The 16,433-nt window shown below is 73.3% G+C and carries 19 protein-coding genes and 1 pseudogene; 14 read left to right on the top strand and 6 right to left on the bottom strand.

Translation table 11 applies throughout. The features are described from left to right. The first annotated feature begins 97 nt into the window (after positions 1 to 97). From ASG28_RS09025 to ASG28_RS09010, 4 genes are read left to right on the top strand one after another with little or no spacing between them, the layout of a single operon-like run. A complete protein-coding gene (locus tag ASG28_RS09025; protein WP_055974234.1) occupies positions 98 to 502 on the top strand; it encodes a TOBE domain-containing protein in 405 nt (134 codons plus the stop codon). A gap of 3 nt (positions 503 to 505) precedes the next feature. Further along, complete coding sequence (gene modA / locus ASG28_RS09020) at positions 506 to 1,321, top strand: molybdate ABC transporter substrate-binding protein (RefSeq protein ID WP_055974233.1); 816 nt, start codon at positions 506 to 508, stop codon at positions 1,319 to 1,321. Positions 1,322 to 1,331: 10 nt separating this feature from the next. Continuing rightward, entirely contained in the window at positions 1,332 to 2,216 is an 885-nt protein-coding gene (locus tag ASG28_RS09015; RefSeq protein WP_235477734.1) for an ABC transporter permease, read from the top strand. After that, complete coding sequence (locus ASG28_RS09010) at positions 2,213 to 3,271, top strand: sulfate/molybdate ABC transporter ATP-binding protein (protein ID WP_055974231.1); 1,059 nt, start codon at positions 2,213 to 2,215, stop codon at positions 3,269 to 3,271. The genes ASG28_RS09015 and ASG28_RS09010 overlap by 4 nt, the downstream gene beginning before the upstream one ends. Here the strand turns inward: ASG28_RS09010 and ASG28_RS09005 are convergent. Further along, entirely contained in the window at positions 3,259 to 4,728 is a 1,470-nt protein-coding gene (locus tag ASG28_RS09005) for a glycosyltransferase 87 family protein (RefSeq protein ID WP_162235704.1), read from the bottom strand. The two genes, ASG28_RS09010 and ASG28_RS09005, sit on opposite strands and share 13 nt — an antisense overlap. Positions 4,729 to 4,813: 85 nt before the next feature. On the opposite strand from ASG28_RS09005, the gene ASG28_RS09000 reads away from it, so the two are divergent. Both ASG28_RS09000 and ASG28_RS08995 read left to right on the top strand, forming a co-directional pair. Then, positions 4,814 to 6,172, top strand: coding sequence for a molybdopterin-dependent oxidoreductase (locus ASG28_RS09000; protein ID WP_055974225.1), 1,359 nt, complete (start codon positions 4,814 to 4,816; stop codon positions 6,170 to 6,172). Next, a complete protein-coding gene (locus tag ASG28_RS08995; RefSeq protein ID WP_055974222.1) occupies positions 6,169 to 6,675 on the top strand; it encodes a hypothetical protein in 507 nt (168 codons plus the stop codon). The genes ASG28_RS09000 and ASG28_RS08995 overlap by 4 nt, the downstream gene beginning before the upstream one ends. Here ASG28_RS08995 and ASG28_RS08990 read toward each other — a convergent pair. From ASG28_RS08990 to ASG28_RS08980, 3 genes are read right to left on the bottom strand one after another with little or no spacing between them, the layout of a single operon-like run. Next, positions 6,624 to 7,328 (bottom strand): class I SAM-dependent methyltransferase, encoded by a 705-nt coding sequence (locus tag ASG28_RS08990; RefSeq protein ID WP_082454532.1) that lies wholly within the window; start codon positions 7,326 to 7,328, stop codon positions 6,624 to 6,626. The two genes, ASG28_RS08995 and ASG28_RS08990, sit on opposite strands and share 52 nt — an antisense overlap. After that, a complete protein-coding gene (locus ASG28_RS08985) occupies positions 7,325 to 8,008 on the bottom strand; it encodes a TIGR04282 family arsenosugar biosynthesis glycosyltransferase (protein ID WP_055974219.1) in 684 nt (227 codons plus the stop codon). Before ASG28_RS08985 ends, ASG28_RS08990 begins: the two co-directional genes overlap by 4 nt. Then, complete coding sequence (locus tag ASG28_RS08980; RefSeq protein ID WP_055974216.1) at positions 8,005 to 8,673, bottom strand: glycosyltransferase family 2 protein; 669 nt, start codon at positions 8,671 to 8,673, stop codon at positions 8,005 to 8,007. The genes ASG28_RS08985 and ASG28_RS08980 overlap by 4 nt, the downstream gene beginning before the upstream one ends. A gap of 112 nt (positions 8,674 to 8,785) precedes the next feature. Here ASG28_RS08980 and ASG28_RS16760 point away from each other — a divergent pair, with 112 nt between their 5' ends. Both ASG28_RS16760 and ASG28_RS08970 read left to right on the top strand, forming a co-directional pair. Continuing rightward, positions 8,786 to 9,109 carry a FitA-like ribbon-helix-helix domain-containing protein gene (locus ASG28_RS16760; protein ID WP_055974213.1) on the top strand — a complete coding sequence of 108 codons (324 nt, stop codon included), beginning with the start codon at positions 8,786 to 8,788 and terminating at the stop codon, positions 9,107 to 9,109. After that, positions 9,106 to 9,525, top strand: coding sequence for a type II toxin-antitoxin system VapC family toxin (locus ASG28_RS08970; RefSeq protein WP_054146895.1), 420 nt, complete (start codon positions 9,106 to 9,108; stop codon positions 9,523 to 9,525). The genes ASG28_RS16760 and ASG28_RS08970 overlap by 4 nt, the downstream gene beginning before the upstream one ends. Positions 9,526 to 9,546: 21 nt before the next feature. Here ASG28_RS08970 and ASG28_RS08965 read toward each other — a convergent pair whose 3' ends face one another. Both ASG28_RS08965 and ASG28_RS08960 read right to left on the bottom strand, forming a co-directional pair. Next, complete coding sequence (locus tag ASG28_RS08965) at positions 9,547 to 10,602, bottom strand: NAD-dependent epimerase/dehydratase family protein (RefSeq protein WP_055977365.1); 1,056 nt, start codon at positions 10,600 to 10,602, stop codon at positions 9,547 to 9,549. A gap of 83 nt (positions 10,603 to 10,685) precedes the next feature. Further along, entirely contained in the window at positions 10,686 to 11,600 is a 915-nt protein-coding gene (locus tag ASG28_RS08960) for an MTAP family purine nucleoside phosphorylase (protein WP_055974210.1), read from the bottom strand. A gap of 38 nt (positions 11,601 to 11,638) precedes the next feature. Here ASG28_RS08960 and ASG28_RS08955 point away from each other — a divergent pair, with 38 nt between their 5' ends. From ASG28_RS08955 to ASG28_RS17090, 6 genes and pseudogenes are all read left to right on the top strand, one after another. Then, on the top strand, positions 11,639 to 12,916 hold the full coding sequence (locus tag ASG28_RS08955) for a molybdopterin molybdotransferase MoeA (RefSeq protein ID WP_082454530.1): 1,278 nt from the start codon (positions 11,639 to 11,641) through the stop codon (positions 12,914 to 12,916). 35 nt (positions 12,917 to 12,951) lie between these two features. Beyond that, positions 12,952 to 13,446 carry a cyclic pyranopterin monophosphate synthase MoaC gene (gene moaC / locus ASG28_RS08950; RefSeq protein ID WP_055977359.1) on the top strand — a complete coding sequence of 165 codons (495 nt, stop codon included), beginning with the start codon at positions 12,952 to 12,954 and terminating at the stop codon, positions 13,444 to 13,446. After that, positions 13,443 to 14,018, top strand: a complete 576-nt coding sequence (locus ASG28_RS08945) for a MogA/MoaB family molybdenum cofactor biosynthesis protein (RefSeq protein ID WP_082454529.1) — start codon at positions 13,443 to 13,445, stop codon at positions 14,016 to 14,018. Before moaC ends, ASG28_RS08945 begins: the two co-directional genes overlap by 4 nt. Next, positions 14,015 to 14,545 carry a molybdenum cofactor biosynthesis protein MoaE gene (locus ASG28_RS08940; protein WP_082454528.1) on the top strand — a complete coding sequence of 177 codons (531 nt, stop codon included), beginning with the start codon at positions 14,015 to 14,017 and terminating at the stop codon, positions 14,543 to 14,545. Before ASG28_RS08945 ends, ASG28_RS08940 begins: the two co-directional genes overlap by 4 nt. Continuing rightward, a pseudogene (locus tag ASG28_RS17095) lies at positions 14,524 to 15,085 on the top strand (ATP-binding cassette domain-containing protein); the annotation flags it as partial. The gene ASG28_RS08940 and the pseudogene ASG28_RS17095, both read left to right, overlap by 22 nt. 191 nt (positions 15,086 to 15,276) lie before the next feature. Beyond that, positions 15,277 to 16,431 carry an ABC-F family ATP-binding cassette domain-containing protein gene (locus ASG28_RS17090; RefSeq protein WP_442855993.1) on the top strand — a complete coding sequence of 385 codons (1,155 nt, stop codon included), beginning with the start codon at positions 15,277 to 15,279 and terminating at the stop codon, positions 16,429 to 16,431. Positions 16,432 to 16,433 lie beyond the last annotated feature (2 nt).

Here is a 16,433-nt window from a genome sequence, read left to right as displayed (position 1 = left end):
CGTTCGCTCTCCGGCGCGCGACGCCCGGCGTCGGAGGCTCGTCCGACGACGTCCGCCGCGTGTACGTGTCCGCGCATTCGGAACTATGATCGCCCTTATGGCGCAGATACGGATCAAGGACGCCGCGGCGTTCCTCGGGGTGAGCGACGACACGGTGCGTCGCTGGATCGACCTCGGACTGCTCGAGAGCGGGAAGGACGACGCCGGGCGCGGCGTGGTCGACGGGCTCGCGCTCGCGACGCTCGCCCGGAAGAACGCCGTCCTGCCCGCCGACCCGTCCGAGGTGGGGCGCTCGGCGCGCAACCGCCTGGTGGGCGTCATCACCGAGATCACGGCCGACCGGGTCATGGCCCAGGTCGAGCTGCAGTGCGGACCACACCGCATCGTCTCGCTGATGAGCAGCGAGGCCGTCCGCGAGCTGGGCCTCGAGCCCGGTTCGGTGGCCATCGCCGTCGTGAAGGCCACGACGGTCATCATCGAGACCCCCGGCGGGAAGGCCTGACCCATGAGAAGGACCCCCACGATCGTCGCGGCGCTCGCCGGAACCCTCGCGGTGGCGACGGCCCTCGCGCTGACGGGCTGCTCGGGTGCGACCGTCGACCCGGCGACCAGCGCGACCCCGACGGCCTCTAGCTCGGCGCTCGACGGGTCGATCACGGTCTACGCCGCTGCTTCGCTCACGACCACGTTCACCGAGCTGGCCGACGAGTTCGAGAAGGCGAACCCCGGCACGACGGTCGAGCTGACCTTCGCGGGCTCGGCCGATCTCGTCACGCAGATCACCGAGGGCGCCCCTGCAGACGTCTTCGCCTCGGCCGACGAGAAGAACATGGCGAAGTTGACCGACGCCGGTCTAGTCGAGTCGTCGGCACCCGAGGACTTCGCGACCAACGTCCTCACGATCGCCGTGCCGCCGTCGAACCCGGCCGGCGTCACCGACTTCGTCGACCTCGCGAAGCCCGACGTGAAGACCGTGATCTGTGCGGCCCAGGTGCCGTGCGGCGCGGCGACGGCGACGGTCGAGAAGGCCACCGGCGTGACGATCTCGCCGGTCAGCGAGGAGTCCTCGGTCACCGACGTGCTCGGCAAGGTCACCTCGGGCGAGGCCGACGCCGGGCTGGTCTACGTCACCGACGTCGAGGCCGCCGGCGACAGCGTGCAGGGCATCGACTTCCCCGAGGCCGACCAGGCCGTCAACACGTATCCGATCGCCCCCGTGGCCGACACGGCGAACCCGGCGGTGGCCGAGGCGTTCGTCGCCTTCGTCACCGGCGAGGTCGGGCAGGGCGTGCTGCGGGACGCCGGCTTCGGCACGCCGTGACGTCGGCCCCGTGACACGCCGTCCCCTGTCGCCCCGGCCCGGAGCGACCCCACCCGGGGCCACCCGACGCGTCCTCCGTCGACGTCGCCGGGCGTACGCGAGCGTCCCGGCGTGGGTCGCGGTCGTCGCGGCGCTCGGTGCCGCCTTCGTGCTGCTGCCCCTGGTCGCCATGGCGTCGAAGGTCGACTGGGCCGAGTTCGTGCCGCTGGTGACGTCCGAGTCGTCGGTCGCCGCGTTCTGGCTCAGCTTGCGCACCTCGGTCGCGGCGACCCTGATCTGCGTCGTGCTGGGCGTCCCGATGGCCGTCGTGCTGGCCCGCACCGAGTTCCGCGGCCAGAAGGTGCTGCGGTCGCTCGTGCTGCTGCCGTTGGTGCTCCCTCCCGTCGTCGGGGGCATCGCGTTGCTCTACACCTTCGGGCGCCGCGGCCTGCTCGGCCAGACCTTCGACGCGCTCGGCGTGACCATCGCGTTCTCGACCACGGCGGTCGTGCTGGCGCAGACCTTCGTCGCCCTGCCCTTCCTGGTGCTGAGCCTCGAGGGGGCCCTGCGCACGGTGGGCACGCGCTACGAGGCCGTCGCGGCGACCCTCGGGGCCCGGCCCACGACCGTGCTGAGGCGGGTCACCCTGCCGCTCGTGCTGCCCGCCCTCGTCTCGGGAGCCGTGCTGTCGTTCGCCCGGGCCCTCGGCGAGTTCGGGGCGACGCTGACCTTCGCCGGGTCGCTGCAGGGCGTCACGCGAACCCTGCCGCTCGAGATCTACCTGCAGCGCGAGACCGACCCCGACGCCGCCGTCGCGCTGTCGCTCGTGCTCGTCCTCGTGGCGGTCGTCGTCGTCGCCCTCGCGCACCAGGCCGGCCAGTCGTCCGGTGTCGCCACGAGGAGGCGCGGGTCGTGACGCTCGAGTTCGCGGCGGTCGTCGAGGACCGCGGCTTCGACGTCGAGTTGACCGTCGCGGAGGGCGAGACGGTGGCCGTCCTCGGCCCGAACGGTGCGGGCAAGTCGACGCTGCTGGCGCTGATCGCGGGCCTGCTGCGTCCCGACCACGGTACGGCCCGGCTGGGTGACCGCGTGCTCTTCGACGTCGACGGCCGAGGACGCGGACCTGCACTTCGCCCGCACGAGCGTGGGGTCTCGATGCTCGCCCAGGACGCCCTGCTCTTCCCACACCTCAGCGCCCTCGACAACGTCGCGTTCGGCCCGCGCAGCACCGGGGTGCCGCGCCGCGAGGCCGGCCGCCGTGCCGCCGACTGGCTCGCCCGGGTCGACGCCACGGCACTCGCCGATCGTCGACCGGCGCAGCTCTCGGGCGGCCAGGCGCAGCGCATCGCCGTCGCACGGGCCCTGGCGGCGGGCCCCGACCTGCTGCTGCTCGACGAGCCGATGGCCGCCCTGGACGTGTCGGTCGCGCCCGCCCTGCGACGGACCCTCCGCGACGTCCTCGCCGACCGCACGGCGGTCGTCGTCACGCACGACGTCCTCGACGCCTTCACCCTGGCCGACCGGGTCGTCGTGCTCGAGGGCGGTCGGGTCGTCGACGCCGGCCCCACGCGCGCGGTCCTCGAACGCCCGACCACGCCGTTCGCCGCCGGGCTCGCGGGTCTCGACCTGCTGACCGGCACGGCTCACGGGGGAGGCGTCCGGCTCGCCGACGGCACCCTGGTGGCCGCACGCTCGGCCGACGCGCTCCCGTCCGGGGCGGCCGCGGCGGTGGCCGTCCGGCCGAGCGCCGTGCGCGTGACGGACGGAGCCGTCCCGCGTCCGACGCCGTCCGGGAACGTCCTCGACGTCGTCGTCACCGACCTCGAGCCCCGGGGCGACGTCGTCCGGGTCCGCGCCGGCGGCGTCTCGGCCGACGTCCTGCCGGCCGTGGTCGCCACCCTCGACCTCGTGCCGGGCAGCCTCGTCCGGTTCTCGTTCGACGCCGAGGACGCCGTCGCCTACCTGGTCTGAGTGGTCCCGGGGCTCGACGACGGGTCGGACCGTCGGCGTCCGACGACCCGACGCACCCGGTCGACGTCGCGCTCGATGCCGTCGAGCAACCGGTCGGTGAACCCGGGCCCGGCCCGCCAGAGCGTCACGAGCAGGATGACGAGCACCGCCGAGGCGAGCGACGCCCGCTGCAGCGCCATGCCCGGCTCGAGCTGGCGCACGAGCAGCGCGAGCGGGATCGCCAACCACTCGACTCGCCCGGTCAGCGCGACGAACGGCACCAGCAGCAGCGCGTACCAGGGGTAGCGCGGGCTGACGGTGACGAGCGTCACGCCGATCATCACGAGTTGCCCGAGCCACGGGTCGTGCGCCGGGGTCTTCACCCACACCAGCACGGCCGTGACGCCGACGATCAGCACGGCGACCGGCGTCGTCCAGGCGTCGGGCAGGAAGGCCGACAGGAACACGAACCGCGAGCCGTCCTCGTAGCCCTCTTCGGTCAGATACCCCGGCAGGTACCCGAGCACCCCCCACCCGGTCATCGCGACGTAGGGCACGTAGAGCACGGCGAAGGTGACCACGGAGGCGCTGATCACCTTCCAGGGCTGCCCGCGCAGCAGGGCGGGTGCCGCGATCACCGGGATGAGCTTGGTCGCGATCGCGGCCCCGAGCGCGATGCCGCCGCGGAAGCGCCGACCGGTCGCGACGAGCAACGACGCGACGACCACGAGCACGGCGCCGAGCAGGTCGACGTGCGAGTTGGTGATCCCCTCGCCGACCACGAGCGGGCACCAACCCCACAGCGCCGCCCAGCGCGGGTCGAGACCCCGACGACGCAGCGTCGCCAGCAGGGCGAGGGTCGTGCCCAGCACGAGCACGAAGCCCATGGCCTGCAGCGGGAAGAACCCGGCGTCGGGGCCGACCACGGCCGACACCGCCCAGAAGTACAGCTCGGCCATCGGCGGGTAGATCGTCGGCACGTCGGGCCGGTTGATCAGCGTGCAGACGACGTCGCCGGTCTGGCTGTCGTAGGCACGGTGCACTTGGCGGTCGGGTTCGCCGCAACGTTCGCCGATCGTGCCGTCGTCGCGGGTGAACGGCGTCGACTCGGGGAAGATCCACGGCGGCCGCAGGTCACGCAGCTCGCCCGCGTCGGGCGTGTACTCGTAGGGCGAGACGCCGGCGGTCTGCACGATGCCGTCCCAGGCGTAGCGCGCCGGGTCGGTGCTCGTGTTGGGCACGCCGGTCAGACCCGCCCCGCCGACCAGGGCCGTGCCCGCGATCACGAGTGCCGTGACGTGTCGCACGGGCACCCGCCGCAGCAGCACGAACGCCACGGCGAAGAGCGCCCAGCACACGGCGGTCCAGACGACGAAGTCGGTGCGCAGCTCTTTCATGAGGAACCCGACGTTCACGACGCCCCAGGCGATCGCCCCGGCCAATCCGAGGACGGCAACGGCCGCGAACACAGTACGCACGCCCCCAGTCTGGCCGAATCGGCCCTGGGAGTCCGTCCGAGTCGTGCGCATCGGAGATGATGAGCCACATGAGACGACCGACACCATGAGACGCCTGCTGTACGAGGCGCGCCGCGCGGCCTCGTCACCGAACCGCAACGCCCGGTCCGCGACCGTCTTCGGCCGCCTCCTCGGGGCCGCGTTCGTCATCTGTCTGCTGACCGGCCTCTACAGCCACTTCCTGCAGGAGCCCCTCGACGGCATGCGGTTCCCGACGAGCCCCGTCTGGCTCTACCAGGTCAGCCAGGGCGTGCACATCACCGCCGGGATCGCCTGCATCCCGTTGCTGCTGGCGAAGCTGCACTCGGTGTTCCCGCAGCTCTTCCAGCACCCGCCGATCAAGCATCCGGTCGACGTGCTCGAGCGCGCCTCCATCGCCCTGTTCGTCGCGGCGACGATCCTGCAGCTCGTCACCGGCCTGCTGAACACGTACCAGTACTACCCGTGGCCGTTCCCGTTCAAGCAGGTGCACTTCGCCCTGTCGTTCGTCATCATCGGCTCGCTCGCCGTCCACATCGCCGTGAAGCTGCCGTTGATCACCCGCTACTGGCGGGCGCGCGACAGCTACGACGCCGAGGGGCGTTTTGTCGAGCCGTCGGCCGAGCTCGACGAGGCCCGCGCCGCGTTCGTGGCCGAGAGCGAGGCGACCGCCGAGCTCGCCCGCTTCCGTGCCGTGCGCGACGCCGACGGGACGCGACGCGACCGTGATCCGCACGCCGCGCCTCCTGCTCCCGCCCGGGGCCTCACCGGCCGCGTGACGCGCTGGATCGACTCCGCGCACGAGGTCGACCGTGAGCCGGACCGCGCCCGGGTGTCGCGCCGCGGCTTCTTCACCGCCGCCGGCGTCGCCACCGGGGGAGTCGTCGCACTGACGGCCGGGCAGTCCTTCGCCCCCTTGTCGCCGCTCAACGCGTTCGCGCCGCGGCAGCGCGGGCTCGGCCCGAACGACCTGCCGATCAACCGCACGGCCGCCGCGGCCCAGGTGCTCGAGACGGCCATGGACCCCGATTGGCGGCTCGACGTCGTGGTCGGGGGCGTCGCGACCTCGTTCACGCTCGACACGCTGCGCGGCTTCGACCGCGCCGACGAACGCCTGCCGATCGCCTGCGTCGAGGGCTGGAGCCAGACCGGCGCCTGGCGCGGGGTCCGCCTCGTCGACCTGCTGGCCGCCGCCGGAGCCCCGACCGACCACCGCCTGCGGCTCACCAGCCTCGAGAAGAAGGGCGGCTACCGCGTGACCGAGATGGGCCCCGAGTACGCCTCCGACCCGCGCACCCTCGTCGCCCTCGAGCTGAACGGCGAGCCGCTCAGCATCGACCACGGCTACCCGGCGCGCATGATCGCCCCGGGGCGCCCCGGCGTGCTGCAGACCAAGTGGCTCAGCTCGATCGAGGTGCTCTCGTGACCGCGCGCGTCCCCTCGGCCGCGTCGAGCGCAGGAGGCGCGGGCACGTCGCGCACCGTCCACGTCGTGCGCGGGGTGTTGATCGCCCTCGGCGTCGCCCTGATCGGCCTCGGCGGCTGGGTGCTCACCGACACCGTCAACCCGAACCGGTACGGCGGGCTGCTGCTCTGGCTGGCCGGCTCGGTCGTCGTCCACGACGCCGTGCTCGCCCCCGTCGTGGCCGTCGTCTCGCTGGTCGTGCGACGGACCGGGCGTCGCGTCCGACCTGCGGTCCTCTGGATCGTGCAGGGCGCGGTCGTCGTCGGGGCGATCTTCTCGCTGATCGTGGTGCCCGAGATCGTCGCGAAGGCGAAGGGGCCGAAGAACGACACGGTGCTGCCGTTCGACTACGGCCTGCGCCTGGCCGTGCTCTGGCTCGTGATCGCGGCGGTGACCGCGGGCCTCGTGGCGCTCTACCTGGCGCGCAGGCGGCAGAAGGTGCGTCCGTCGACCGACCAGGTCTGAGCGACTCGCAGGCCCGACCGCTTCGCGTGGCGGTGCAGGGCCTCGCGGCCGACCTCGGCCCAGGGGAAGGTCGCGCTGGCGTGACCCTGGTCGTCGACCACGTGGGCCTCGTAGCTGTCGTCGAGCGACGCCTCGGGGGCGGTCTCGACGACGATCGAGCCGGTCGCCGTGAGGATCTCGGCGCAGCGGGTCAGCAACGCCGTCGGGTCGCCGCCGATGCCGACGTTGCCGTCGAGCAGCAGGGCGAGGTTCCACTGGCCCTCGCGGGGCAGCGGGTCGAAGACCGAACCGCCGGCTACGGGCAGGCCGGCCTCGCGGGCCATCGCGACGGCCGTGGGCGAGACGTCCAGGCCGAGCACGGTCAGGCCGCGGTCGACGGCGGCACGCACCATGCGGGCGGGCCCGCAGCCGATGTCGAGCACCGGGCCGGTCTCGTCGTCGAGGGTCGTGAGGTCGGCGGCGTCGGCGTCGGCGCTCCAGCGTGCGACGTCGAACGCTTCGTCGGCGTCGCCCGCGGCAGGGGGCGACGCCGGGCGTCCGGCACCGCCGGTCGCGCGGACGAGTTGCAGGAGTCCCTCGTGACGCAGGGCGCGCGCGTACGGCTCCGCGCCTCCTGATCCGAAGGTGGCGGGTCGGTCGGGGGCGATGGTCACGAGGTGACCCCTTCTGTGGCGGGATCGGTCGTGCGGGCGACGCCGTTCGTGGTGGTGGTGGCAGTGGCCTCGGCGAGCCGCAGGGCGGCCGCGAACCGGCTGCCGGGGGCGGTGGCCGCGACGAGGCGGGCGTCGTCGATGGTGTCGACGTCGACGAGTTCGGGCAGCATGCGCACGCTGAGGCCGGCGTCGGCGAGCCGACGGAGCTGGTGGGCACCCGTGTCGTCCCGCGACATCGGCACGCCCCGCAGCAGGTCGCCGGTCGGCCGGGCGAGGCCCAGGGCCCAGAAGCCTCCGTCGTTCGCCGGGCCGAACCAGGCGTCGACGTCGTCGGTCCACGCGTCGAAGACGGGCGCGAGGGACTCGACCGTCACCTGGGGGGTGTCCATGCCGATCAGCACGGTCTTCCCGTCGACCTCGTCGAAGAGGGCGCCGAGGCGTGCGTCGAGGTCGCCACCGATCTGAGGGATCACATCGAAGTCTTCGGAGCCGACGGGCTTGCGGTTGCCGTCGAACAGCAGCACGCGCCGAGTGGCCGGCAGTCGGCGGGCCACGTCGAGGGTGTCCTGGATGGCGGCGGCGGCCACGTCGGCGGCCTGCTCGAGGCTGAGCGGGGGGTGCAGGCGCGTCTTGACCTTGCCCGGGATCGTCTCTTTCGCGATCACCACGAGGGTCGTCATCGGCCGACCTCCCGCAGCAGGCGGGACATGTCCTTGATCGCGACGGACGTGCCGCGGATGGTGCCGGTCACCTTGCTCCGGCCGACCCGGGGTGAGTAGGGGGCGTCCTGCTCGACGATCCGCCAGCCGGCTTCGCTGGCGCGCAGCACCATCTCGAGCGGGTAGCCGCTGCGACGGTCCTTCAGGTCGAGGTCGAGCAGTGCCCGGCGTCGGGCGACGCGCATCGGGCCGAGGTCGTGCAGGTCGACGCCGCTGGCACGCCGCATGAGGTGCGAGAGCGCGAGGTTGGCGAGGCGGGCGTGCACCGGCCAGGCACCTCGGGTGGTCGGGCGTCGACGACCGAGGACGAGGTCGGCGTCACCGGCCATCACGGGGGCGGCGAGGGCGAGGAGGTCGGCGGGATCCATCGACGCGTCGGCGTCGCAGAACGCGACGTAGTCGGCCGTGGCGGCCTCGAGACCGGCGTGGGCCGCGCTGCCGAAGCCGCGCCGCGCCTCCTGCACGACGGTCGCGCCGTGCTCGGCGGCGACGCGGGCGGAGTCGTCGGTGGAGCCGTTGTCGACGACGATCGCGTGCCAGCCCTCGGGCAGGCGGCCGAGCACCCAGGGCAACGCGCCCTCTTCGTCGAGACAGGGAAGCACGACGTCGACTCGGGGGCTGCTCATCCTCTCGACTGTACGGACGCGATCCCATGAAGGTCATGGGAGCGGGCGGTGCGCGCCCCGAACGGGGGGAGTGCTGTCATCCTGCTAGCATCGGCGACCGGAGGTGGTCCCGATGGCGACGTTGACGGTGCGAGGTCTCGACCCCGAGGTGATCGAGGGGCTGAAGGCCCTCAGTTCGAGCCACGGGCGGTCGATGGAGGCCGAGGTGCGGCTGATGGTGACCCGACTCGCCCAGGGGGTCGAGGGGCCGGTCGACGATCCGGTGGCCGCGGCGGCTCCGGCGGCCGCCGGAACGGCACCGACGCCCGAGAACTGGGTCCACGACTTCCGTCGCCGCTTGGCCGAGAGGGACTCCTTCCTCGACGACGAGTTCGTCGAGGGGCTCGACCGCGAACGGCGGGCGCAGGCCCCGGCGAGATCGGTCGACTTCGGATGATCGTCGTCGACACGAACGTCGTGTCCGAACTCGCCCGTCCCCGTCCCTGCCCCGAGGTGCTGAGCTGGTTCGAGCGGCAACCGCTCGACGGCCTCTACCTCAGCGTCGTGACCGGCGCCGAGATGTTGGCCGGGCTCCTGGCCATGCCCGAGGGCCATCGCCGTGACCGCGTCGAGGACTGCGTGATCGACATCCTCGAGCACCAGTTCGACGGTCGCGTGCTGGCGTTCGACGCGCATGCGGCGATCGAGTACGCGACGGTGCTGCTGCGGCGTCGGACCGCCGGCCGCCCGATCGCGACGGCCGACGCCATGATCGCGGCACACGCCCTCGTCGGTGGTGCCGCCCTCGCGACGCGCAACACGAAGGACTTCGAGGGCCTCGGTCTCGAGCTCGTCGACCCCTGGGCCGGGTGACCGCGAGGTGCTCGCCGTCGTCTAGCGGACGACCGCGGCGCGCAGCGGGGCCGTGGCGAACTCGTGCATGCCCTGCTCGAAGGTCACGCTCGGTCGCCAGCCCAACTCGCCCTGCAAGCGGGCGGACGAGGCCGTGACGTGCCGCACGTCTCCCGCGCGGTACTCGCCGGTGACGACGGGCATCGGTCCGCCGGCCTCGCGAGCCAGGGCCTCGGCCATCTCGCCGATCGTGTGCACCGTGCCGCTGCCGACGTTGAACGCGCGGAACGTGTCGGTCGGCTGATCGGCCGTCCACTCGAGGGCCGCGAGGTTGGCGGAGGCGATGTCACGGACGTGGACGAAGTCGCGACGCTGGGCGCCGTCCTCGAACACGCGCGGTGCCTCGCCGCGTTGGAGCGCCGAGCGGAAGAGCGAGGCCACGCCGGCGTAGGGCGTGTTCTGCGGCATGCCCGGACCGTAGACGTTGTGGTAGCGGAGGGCGGCGGCCCGACCGCCGGTGCTGCGCGCCCACGAGGTCGACAGGTGTTCCTGGGTCAGCTTCGTGATGGCGTAGACGTTGCGGGGGTCGAGCGGGGCCTCTTCACTGATCAGCTGGGGCTCGAGCAGCTCGCCCGCCTCGTCACGCGGGTCGAAGACGCCGGCGTCGAGGTCGGCGATCCGGCGGGGTGCGGGGCGCTCGGTCGCGCCGGACGAGGTGCGGTAGCTGCCCTCGCCGTAGACGACCATCGACGAGGCGACGACGAGGCGGTCGACGCCCGCGCGATCCATCGCCGCGAGCACGACGGCCGTGCCGAGCTCGTTCGACGAGACGTAGTCGGGGGCGTCCTGGAAGTCCACGCCGAGCCCGACCTTGGCCGCCTGGTGGCAGACCGCGTCGACGCCCACGAGTGCCCGGTCGACGGTCTCGGCGTCACGCACGTCGCCGTGCACGAAGTCGACGCGCGGGTCGACCGTCGGCTCGCCGCCGTGCACGTCGGGCCGCAGCGAGTCGAGCACGCGCACCCGCCAGCCGCCCTCGAGCGCGAGGTCGACGATCGCCGACCCGATGAAGCCGGCCCCGCCGGTGACGAGGAGCAGGCCCGGACCGTCGGCGGACGCAGCGGACGCAGCGGATGCAGCGGAGTCAGCGGACGCAGCGGACGAGGAGGCGCGGGTCGCGTTCACAGCGCGGCCTTCCGACCCGAGACGGGCCGCGAGAGCACCTCGGCCACCGCGTCGGGCGGCATCAGCTCGCGCGGGGAGTAGTCGTCGGGCATCGCGGCGACGATCGACTCGATGGCCGCGACGATGCGCGGCTGGGCGGCCGCGAGCCGTTCGAAGACGAGCGAGGCGCTCACGGCGTCGGCGTCGGGCGCGTCGCCCTCGGCCGGGGCCAGACCGGCGTCGCTGTCGGTCACGTACGAGATGTTGACGGCGCCCATGCCGAGTTCGAGGGTGAGCGGGATCTCGGGGTACATCGTCATGTTGACCGTGTGCGCCCCCGCGGCCCGGAACCACAGCGACTCGGCTCGGGTCGAGAACCGCGGCCCCTGGATCACGACGCAGGTGCCGGTCGGGGCGAACGGCTCGCCCTGTGCCTCGAGGGCCTCGATCGCGGCGGCCCGCAGCACGGGGTCGAACGGGTCGGCGGCGATCAGGTGCTGCACCTGGCCCTCGACGTCGAAGAACGTGTCGCGTCGTCCCCAGGTCCGGTCGACGAACTGGTCGGTGACGACCATGGTGCCCGGGGCGACGTCGGGGCTGACGCCGCCGACCGCCGACGACGACACGACGGCCTTCGCACCGAGCGACGCGAGCGCCCACACGTTCGCCCGGTAGTCGATCAGGTGCGGCGCGACCGCGTGGCCCGCGCCGTGCCGGGTGAGGAACGCCACGCGCTTGCCACCCAGCTCGCCGATCGTCACCTCGCTCGAGGTCGGGCCGTAGGGCGTCTCGACGACGTGCCGGGTCGCCTCGCCCTCGGCGAAGAGCGAGTACAGCCCCGATCCACCGATGACGGCGACGTCGACGCGCGGCGGCCCCGAGGAGGCGCGGGTGGGCTGGGGGACGTCGGTCTCGGTCGCGGAGTCGGTCACCCCCGATACGCTACTGACCATCGCCCGAGAGGAACCGCGTGCGCACCATCGAGACCCACCTCGCCGAGGTCACGGCAGTCGTCGAGGCCGCCGTGCGGGCCCGGCCGGTCGACGCGCTCGTGGTCAGCCCCGAGGCGCTCGCCTCCCGCTCCGACCGGTACCGCGACCGGGTGCTCGCCGCCGACGTCGTCGCCCCGATCGACCTGCCGCCCTTCGCCAACTCGCAGATGGACGGCTACGCCGTCTCGACCGCGGGGCTCGACCCGGCCCGCCCCACGACCCTGCAGGTCACGGCGCGCATCCCCGCCGGGCGGGCCGCCCCCGACCTCGGCGCCGGCACCGCGGCCCCGATCATGACCGGCGCGGCCGTCCCCGCCGGGGCCGACGCCATCGTGCCCATCGAGAAGGTCTCGCCCGACTCGTTCCCGCCCACCGGGGTCGACGCGGACGTCGAGGTGCCGGCGGGCGTCACCGCCGGGGCCTTCGTCCGCGCTGCGGGCAGCGACGTCGCCGCGGGCTCCGTGCTGTTCGCGGCCGGGACGCGACTGACACCCGCTCGGTGGGGCGTGCTCGCCGCCTCCGGGATCGACGCGGTCGAGGTACGGAGCCGCCCGCGCCTCCTGCTGGTCTCGACCGGCGAAGAGCTCGCCGCCCCCGGTGCCCCGCTCGGGCCCGGCCAGATCCACGACGCGAACGGCGTGGCGCTGGCCGCGGCGCTCGCCGAGGTCGGCGTGATCGTCACGACCGCCCGGGTGACCGACGACGCGGCCGCCCTCGTCGCCGTCGTCGCCCGCCACGCCGCCGAGGTCGACCTCGTGCTGACGAGCGGCGGGGTCAGCGCGGGGGCCTACGAGGTCGTCCGCGACGCGTTCGAGGGGTCGGGCGTCACCTTCGGCTCGGTCGCCATGCAGCCCGGCGGTCCGCAGGGCTGGGGCACCGTCCGCGTGCACGACCGCGAGCTGCCCGTCGTCTGCTTCCCCGGCAACCCCGTCAGCTCGCTCGTGTCGTTCGAGGCCTTCCTGCGCCCCGCCCTGCACGGTGTCACGGGCGTCGGCCTGCCCCGACGGCGCTGGACCGTGCCCATGGCGCACCCCGTGGACTCTCCGGTCGGCAAGCACCAGCTGCGTCGCGGGCGGGTCGACGTCGACGGCCGTGCCCACCTCGTCGGCGGGCCCAGCTCGCACCTGCTCGCCGCCCACGCCGAGGCCACCGTGCTCGTCTCCGTCCCCGTCGGGGTCGACCGCGTGGACGAGGGCGACCGGGTCGAGGTCTGGGCGCTCGACGATCCCGCCCCCCACGAGAAGGCCGACCGATGACCCAGACCCCGCTGCCCGATGTGCCGCTGCCCGACATGCCGCCGTCCGAGACCGCGCTGTCCGAAGCCCCGCTCTCGCACGTCCGCGACGACGGCACCGCGCACATGGTCGACGTGACCGGCAAAGCCGAGACGAAGCGCATCGCGACCGCCCAGGCGGTGCTGACCACCCGGCCCGACGTGATCGCGCGACTGGTCGACGGCTCGCTGCCCAAGGGCGAGGCCCTCGGCACGGCCCGCATCGCCGGCATCCTGGCCGCGAAGCAGACTCCGACGCTGATCCCGCTCTGCCACCCGTTGCCTCTCGGCGCGATCACCGTCGACTTCGAGACCACGGAGGCGCAGGTCACCGTGATCGCGCGCGTCTCGACCCGGGGCGTCACCGGGGTCGAGATGGAGGCCCTGACCGCCGCGTCGGTCGCAGCCCTGACGCTGTTCGACATGATCAAGGCGGTCGACGCGCTCGCCGTGATCGGCGAGATCAAGGTGCTCGACAAGCAGGGCGGCAAGTCGGGGGACTGGTCGCGATGAGCGGCACCTCGGACGAGCCGGCCGCCGTGGCCACGGCCGACGTGGGCACGGCCGACGGGACCGCTCGGCGTCGGGCGGTCGTCGTCGTGGCGTCCACCCGCGCCGCCGCCGGCACCGCCGACGACACGACCGGCCCCGTCATCCGCGACTGGTTCGTGGCGCGCGGCTGGCTGGTCGAGGGCCCCGTCGTCGTGGTCGACGGCGAACCCGTCGGCGCGGTGCTCGAGGCCGCCCTCGAGTGGGGCGTCGACGCCGTCGTCACCACCGGTGGCACGGGCGTCTCGCCGACCGACGCGACGCCCGAGATGACCCTGCCCCTGCTCGACCGCGAGCTGCCCGGCATCGCCGAAGAGCTCAGGAGGCGCGGCGCGGCCTCGACGCCGCTGGCCGTCCTCTCCCGTGGGCTCGCGGGCGTGGCCGGCGGCACCTTCGTCGTCAACCTGCCCGGCTCGCGCGGCGGGGTGCGCGACGGGCTCGCCGTGCTCGACGACGTCCTCGACCACGTGGTCGACCAGCTGCACGGGGTCGATCACGCCCAGAACCGCCATCCCAGTCCCGAGGGGGCCGCATGACCGCCGACGATCCGACCCTCCTGCCCGGCGGGGAGTACGCCCGGGAGGCCGGTGCGGCCCCGGGCTCCGGCGCGCCGATCGCACCCGCCGCAGCATCTGCCTCCGAGCGCGTGCTGCTCGCCCGCGTCGTCGACGTGACCGTGTCGGTGGCCGAGTGCTCCGCGCTCGTGACGAGCCGCGCCTCCGGGGCCGTCGTGACGTTCGAGGGGGTCGTCCGCGACCACGACGAGGGGCGCGGCGTCGAGGCCCTGCACTACGAGGCGCACCCGACCGCGACCGAGGTCATCCGCGAGGTCGCGCTGGCCGTGGCCGAGGCGCATCCCGAGGTCGCGATCGCGGTCGAGCACCGCTACGGCGATCTCGTCGTGGGCGACGTCGCCCTGGCCTGCGCCGTGGCATCGGCCCACCGTGCCGAGGCGTTCGCGGCCTGCGCCGCCCTCGTCGACGAGGTCAAGGCCCGCACCCCGATCTGGAAGCGCCAGGAGTTCACCGACGGCTCGGACGAGTGGGTGGCGTCGCTGGGCTGACACCGGCTGCGCTGACACCGGCTGCGCACCGTCGAGTCGGCCGCCCGGCTCGGGCCGTCTACGCTTCTGTGGTGGCTCATCTACTCGGCGCAGAAAACCTCCGTCTCGAATTCCCGACCAAGGTCGTCCTCGACGGGGTGACCCTCGGCATCGACGAGGGCTCCCGCATCGGTGTCGTCGGCCGCAACGGCGACGGCAAGTCGACGCTCATGTCGGTGCTCGCCGGCCGGCTCGAACCGGACGACGGCCGCGTGACGACCCGCCGCGGCCTCACGATCGGCATGCTCGACCAGCGCGACGTGCTGCCCGAGGGCGCCACGGTCGGCAGCTTGATCGTCGGCGACCGCGACGAGCACGAATGGGCCGGCGACGCGCGCATCCGCGACGTCATCTCGGGTCTCGCCACCGACATCCCGTGGGAGGCGCGGGTCGAGGACCTCTCCGGCGGCCAGCGTCGACGCGTGGCCCTCGCCACCCTGCTGGTCGGCGACTGGGACGTCCTGTTCCTCGACGAGCCCACCAACCACCTCGACGTCGAGGGCGTCGCGTGGCTGGCGCAGCACCTCTCGCGCCGTTGGTCCACGAACTCGGGCGCGCTCGTCGTCGTGACCCACGACCGGTGGTTCCTCGACGAGGTCTCGACCGACACGTGGGAGGTCCACGACGGCATCGTCGAACCCTTCGAGGGCGGCTACGCGGCCTACGTGCTGCAGCGCGTCGAACGCGACCGCATGGCGTCGGCCTCCGAGGCGAAGCGCCAGAACCTGATGCGCAAAGAGCTCGCCTGGCTGCGTCGCGGCGCCCCGGCCCGGTCGACCAAGCCCAAGTTCCGCATCGACGCGGCCAACGAGCTGATCGCGGACGAGCCGCCCGTGCGCGACGCGGTCCAGCTGTCGCAGATGGCGACCGCGCGACTCGGCAAGGACGTCGTCGACCTCGTCGAGGTCGGGGTCTCGTTCGGCGACAAGCGCGTCCTGCAGGACGTCGAGTGGCGCATCGCTCCGGGCGAGCGCACCGGCGTGCTCGGCGTGAACGGCGCCGGCAAGTCGACGCTGCTCAAGGTCGTCACCGGGGCCATCACGCCTACCGAGGGGCGTGTCAAGCAGGGCAAGACGGTCAAGTTCGCGATCCTCGACCAGCAGCTCGCCGACCTGCACGAGGTCGCGCACGAGCGGGTCAACGACGTCATCGGGCGACAGCGCACCTCATACGTCACCGGCGGCAAAGAGATGACGCCCGGGCAGCTGCTCGAGCGCCTCGGCTTCACCAGCGCCCAGCTGCAGACGCCGATCAAAGACCTGTCCGGTGGCCAGAAGCGCCGCCTGCAGTTCCTGCTCATCCTGCTGAACGAGCCGAACGTGCTGATCCTCGACGAGCCCACCAACGACCTCGACACCGACATGCTCGCCGCGATGGAGGACCTGCTCGACGGCTGGCCCGGCACCCTGCTCGTCGTCTCGCACGACCGGTACCTGCTCGAGCGCGTCACCGACCAGCAGTACGCCGTGCTCGAGGGCCGTTTCCGGCACCTTCCCGGCGGCGTCGACCAGTACCTCCAGCTGCGTCGCGAGGCGACCCAGAACCAAGGAGGCGCGACCGACCGCCCGACGGCCGTCCAGGGGGCCTCGGCATCGGTCGCGGCCTCGGCCGCCGCGTCGGGCCTGTCCGGCGCCGAGAAGCGCAACGCCGAGAAAGAGCTCGGCTCGATCGACCGCAAGCTCGCCAAGGCGTCGGGCGAGCGCGAGGCCCTGCTGGCGCAATTCGCCTCGTTCGACCAGTCCGACTTCGACGGCCTGGCCGCGTTGCAGGCGAAGCTGACGGCGCTCGACCACAAGACGGGCGAGCTCGAGGTGCGCTGGCTCGAGCTGAGCGAGATGCTGGCGTAGGG

The sequence above is a fragment of the Frigoribacterium sp. Leaf415 genome (genome assembly GCF_001424645.1).
Lineage (GTDB): Bacteria > Actinomycetota > Actinomycetes > Actinomycetales > Microbacteriaceae > Frigoribacterium.
The sequence above is the reverse complement of the archived record's forward strand: the minus strand, read 5'-3'. Positions and strand labels throughout refer to the sequence as shown.

Excerpts from the sequence above, each read along its gene's own strand:
- ASG28_RS09025 (WP_055974234.1), top strand. The coding sequence starts at position 98 with ATGGCGCAGATACGGATCAAGGACGCCGCGGCGTTCCTCGGGGTGAGC.
- ASG28_RS08945 (WP_082454529.1), top strand. The coding sequence starts at position 13,443 with ATGAGCGGCACCTCGGACGAGCCGGCCGCCGTGGCCACGGCCGACGTG.
- ASG28_RS08980 (WP_055974216.1), bottom strand. The coding sequence starts at position 8,673 with ATGAGCAGCCCCCGAGTCGACGTCGTGCTTCCCTGTCTCGACGAAGAG.
- ASG28_RS08970 (WP_054146895.1), top strand. The coding sequence starts at position 9,106 with ATGATCGTCGTCGACACGAACGTCGTGTCCGAACTCGCCCGTCCCCGT.
- ASG28_RS08940 (WP_082454528.1), top strand. The coding sequence starts at position 14,015 with ATGACCGCCGACGATCCGACCCTCCTGCCCGGCGGGGAGTACGCCCGG.
- modA (WP_055974233.1), top strand. The coding sequence starts at position 506 with ATGAGAAGGACCCCCACGATCGTCGCGGCGCTCGCCGGAACCCTCGCG.
- ASG28_RS17090 (WP_442855993.1), top strand. The coding sequence starts at position 15,277 with ATGGCGTCGGCCTCCGAGGCGAAGCGCCAGAACCTGATGCGCAAAGAG.
- ASG28_RS09000 (WP_055974225.1), top strand. The coding sequence starts at position 4,814 with ATGAGACGCCTGCTGTACGAGGCGCGCCGCGCGGCCTCGTCACCGAAC.
- ASG28_RS08985 (WP_055974219.1), bottom strand. The coding sequence starts at position 8,008 with ATGACGACCCTCGTGGTGATCGCGAAAGAGACGATCCCGGGCAAGGTC.
- ASG28_RS16760 (WP_055974213.1), top strand. The coding sequence starts at position 8,786 with ATGGCGACGTTGACGGTGCGAGGTCTCGACCCCGAGGTGATCGAGGGG.
- moaC (WP_055977359.1), top strand. The coding sequence starts at position 12,952 with ATGCCGCCGTCCGAGACCGCGCTGTCCGAAGCCCCGCTCTCGCACGTC.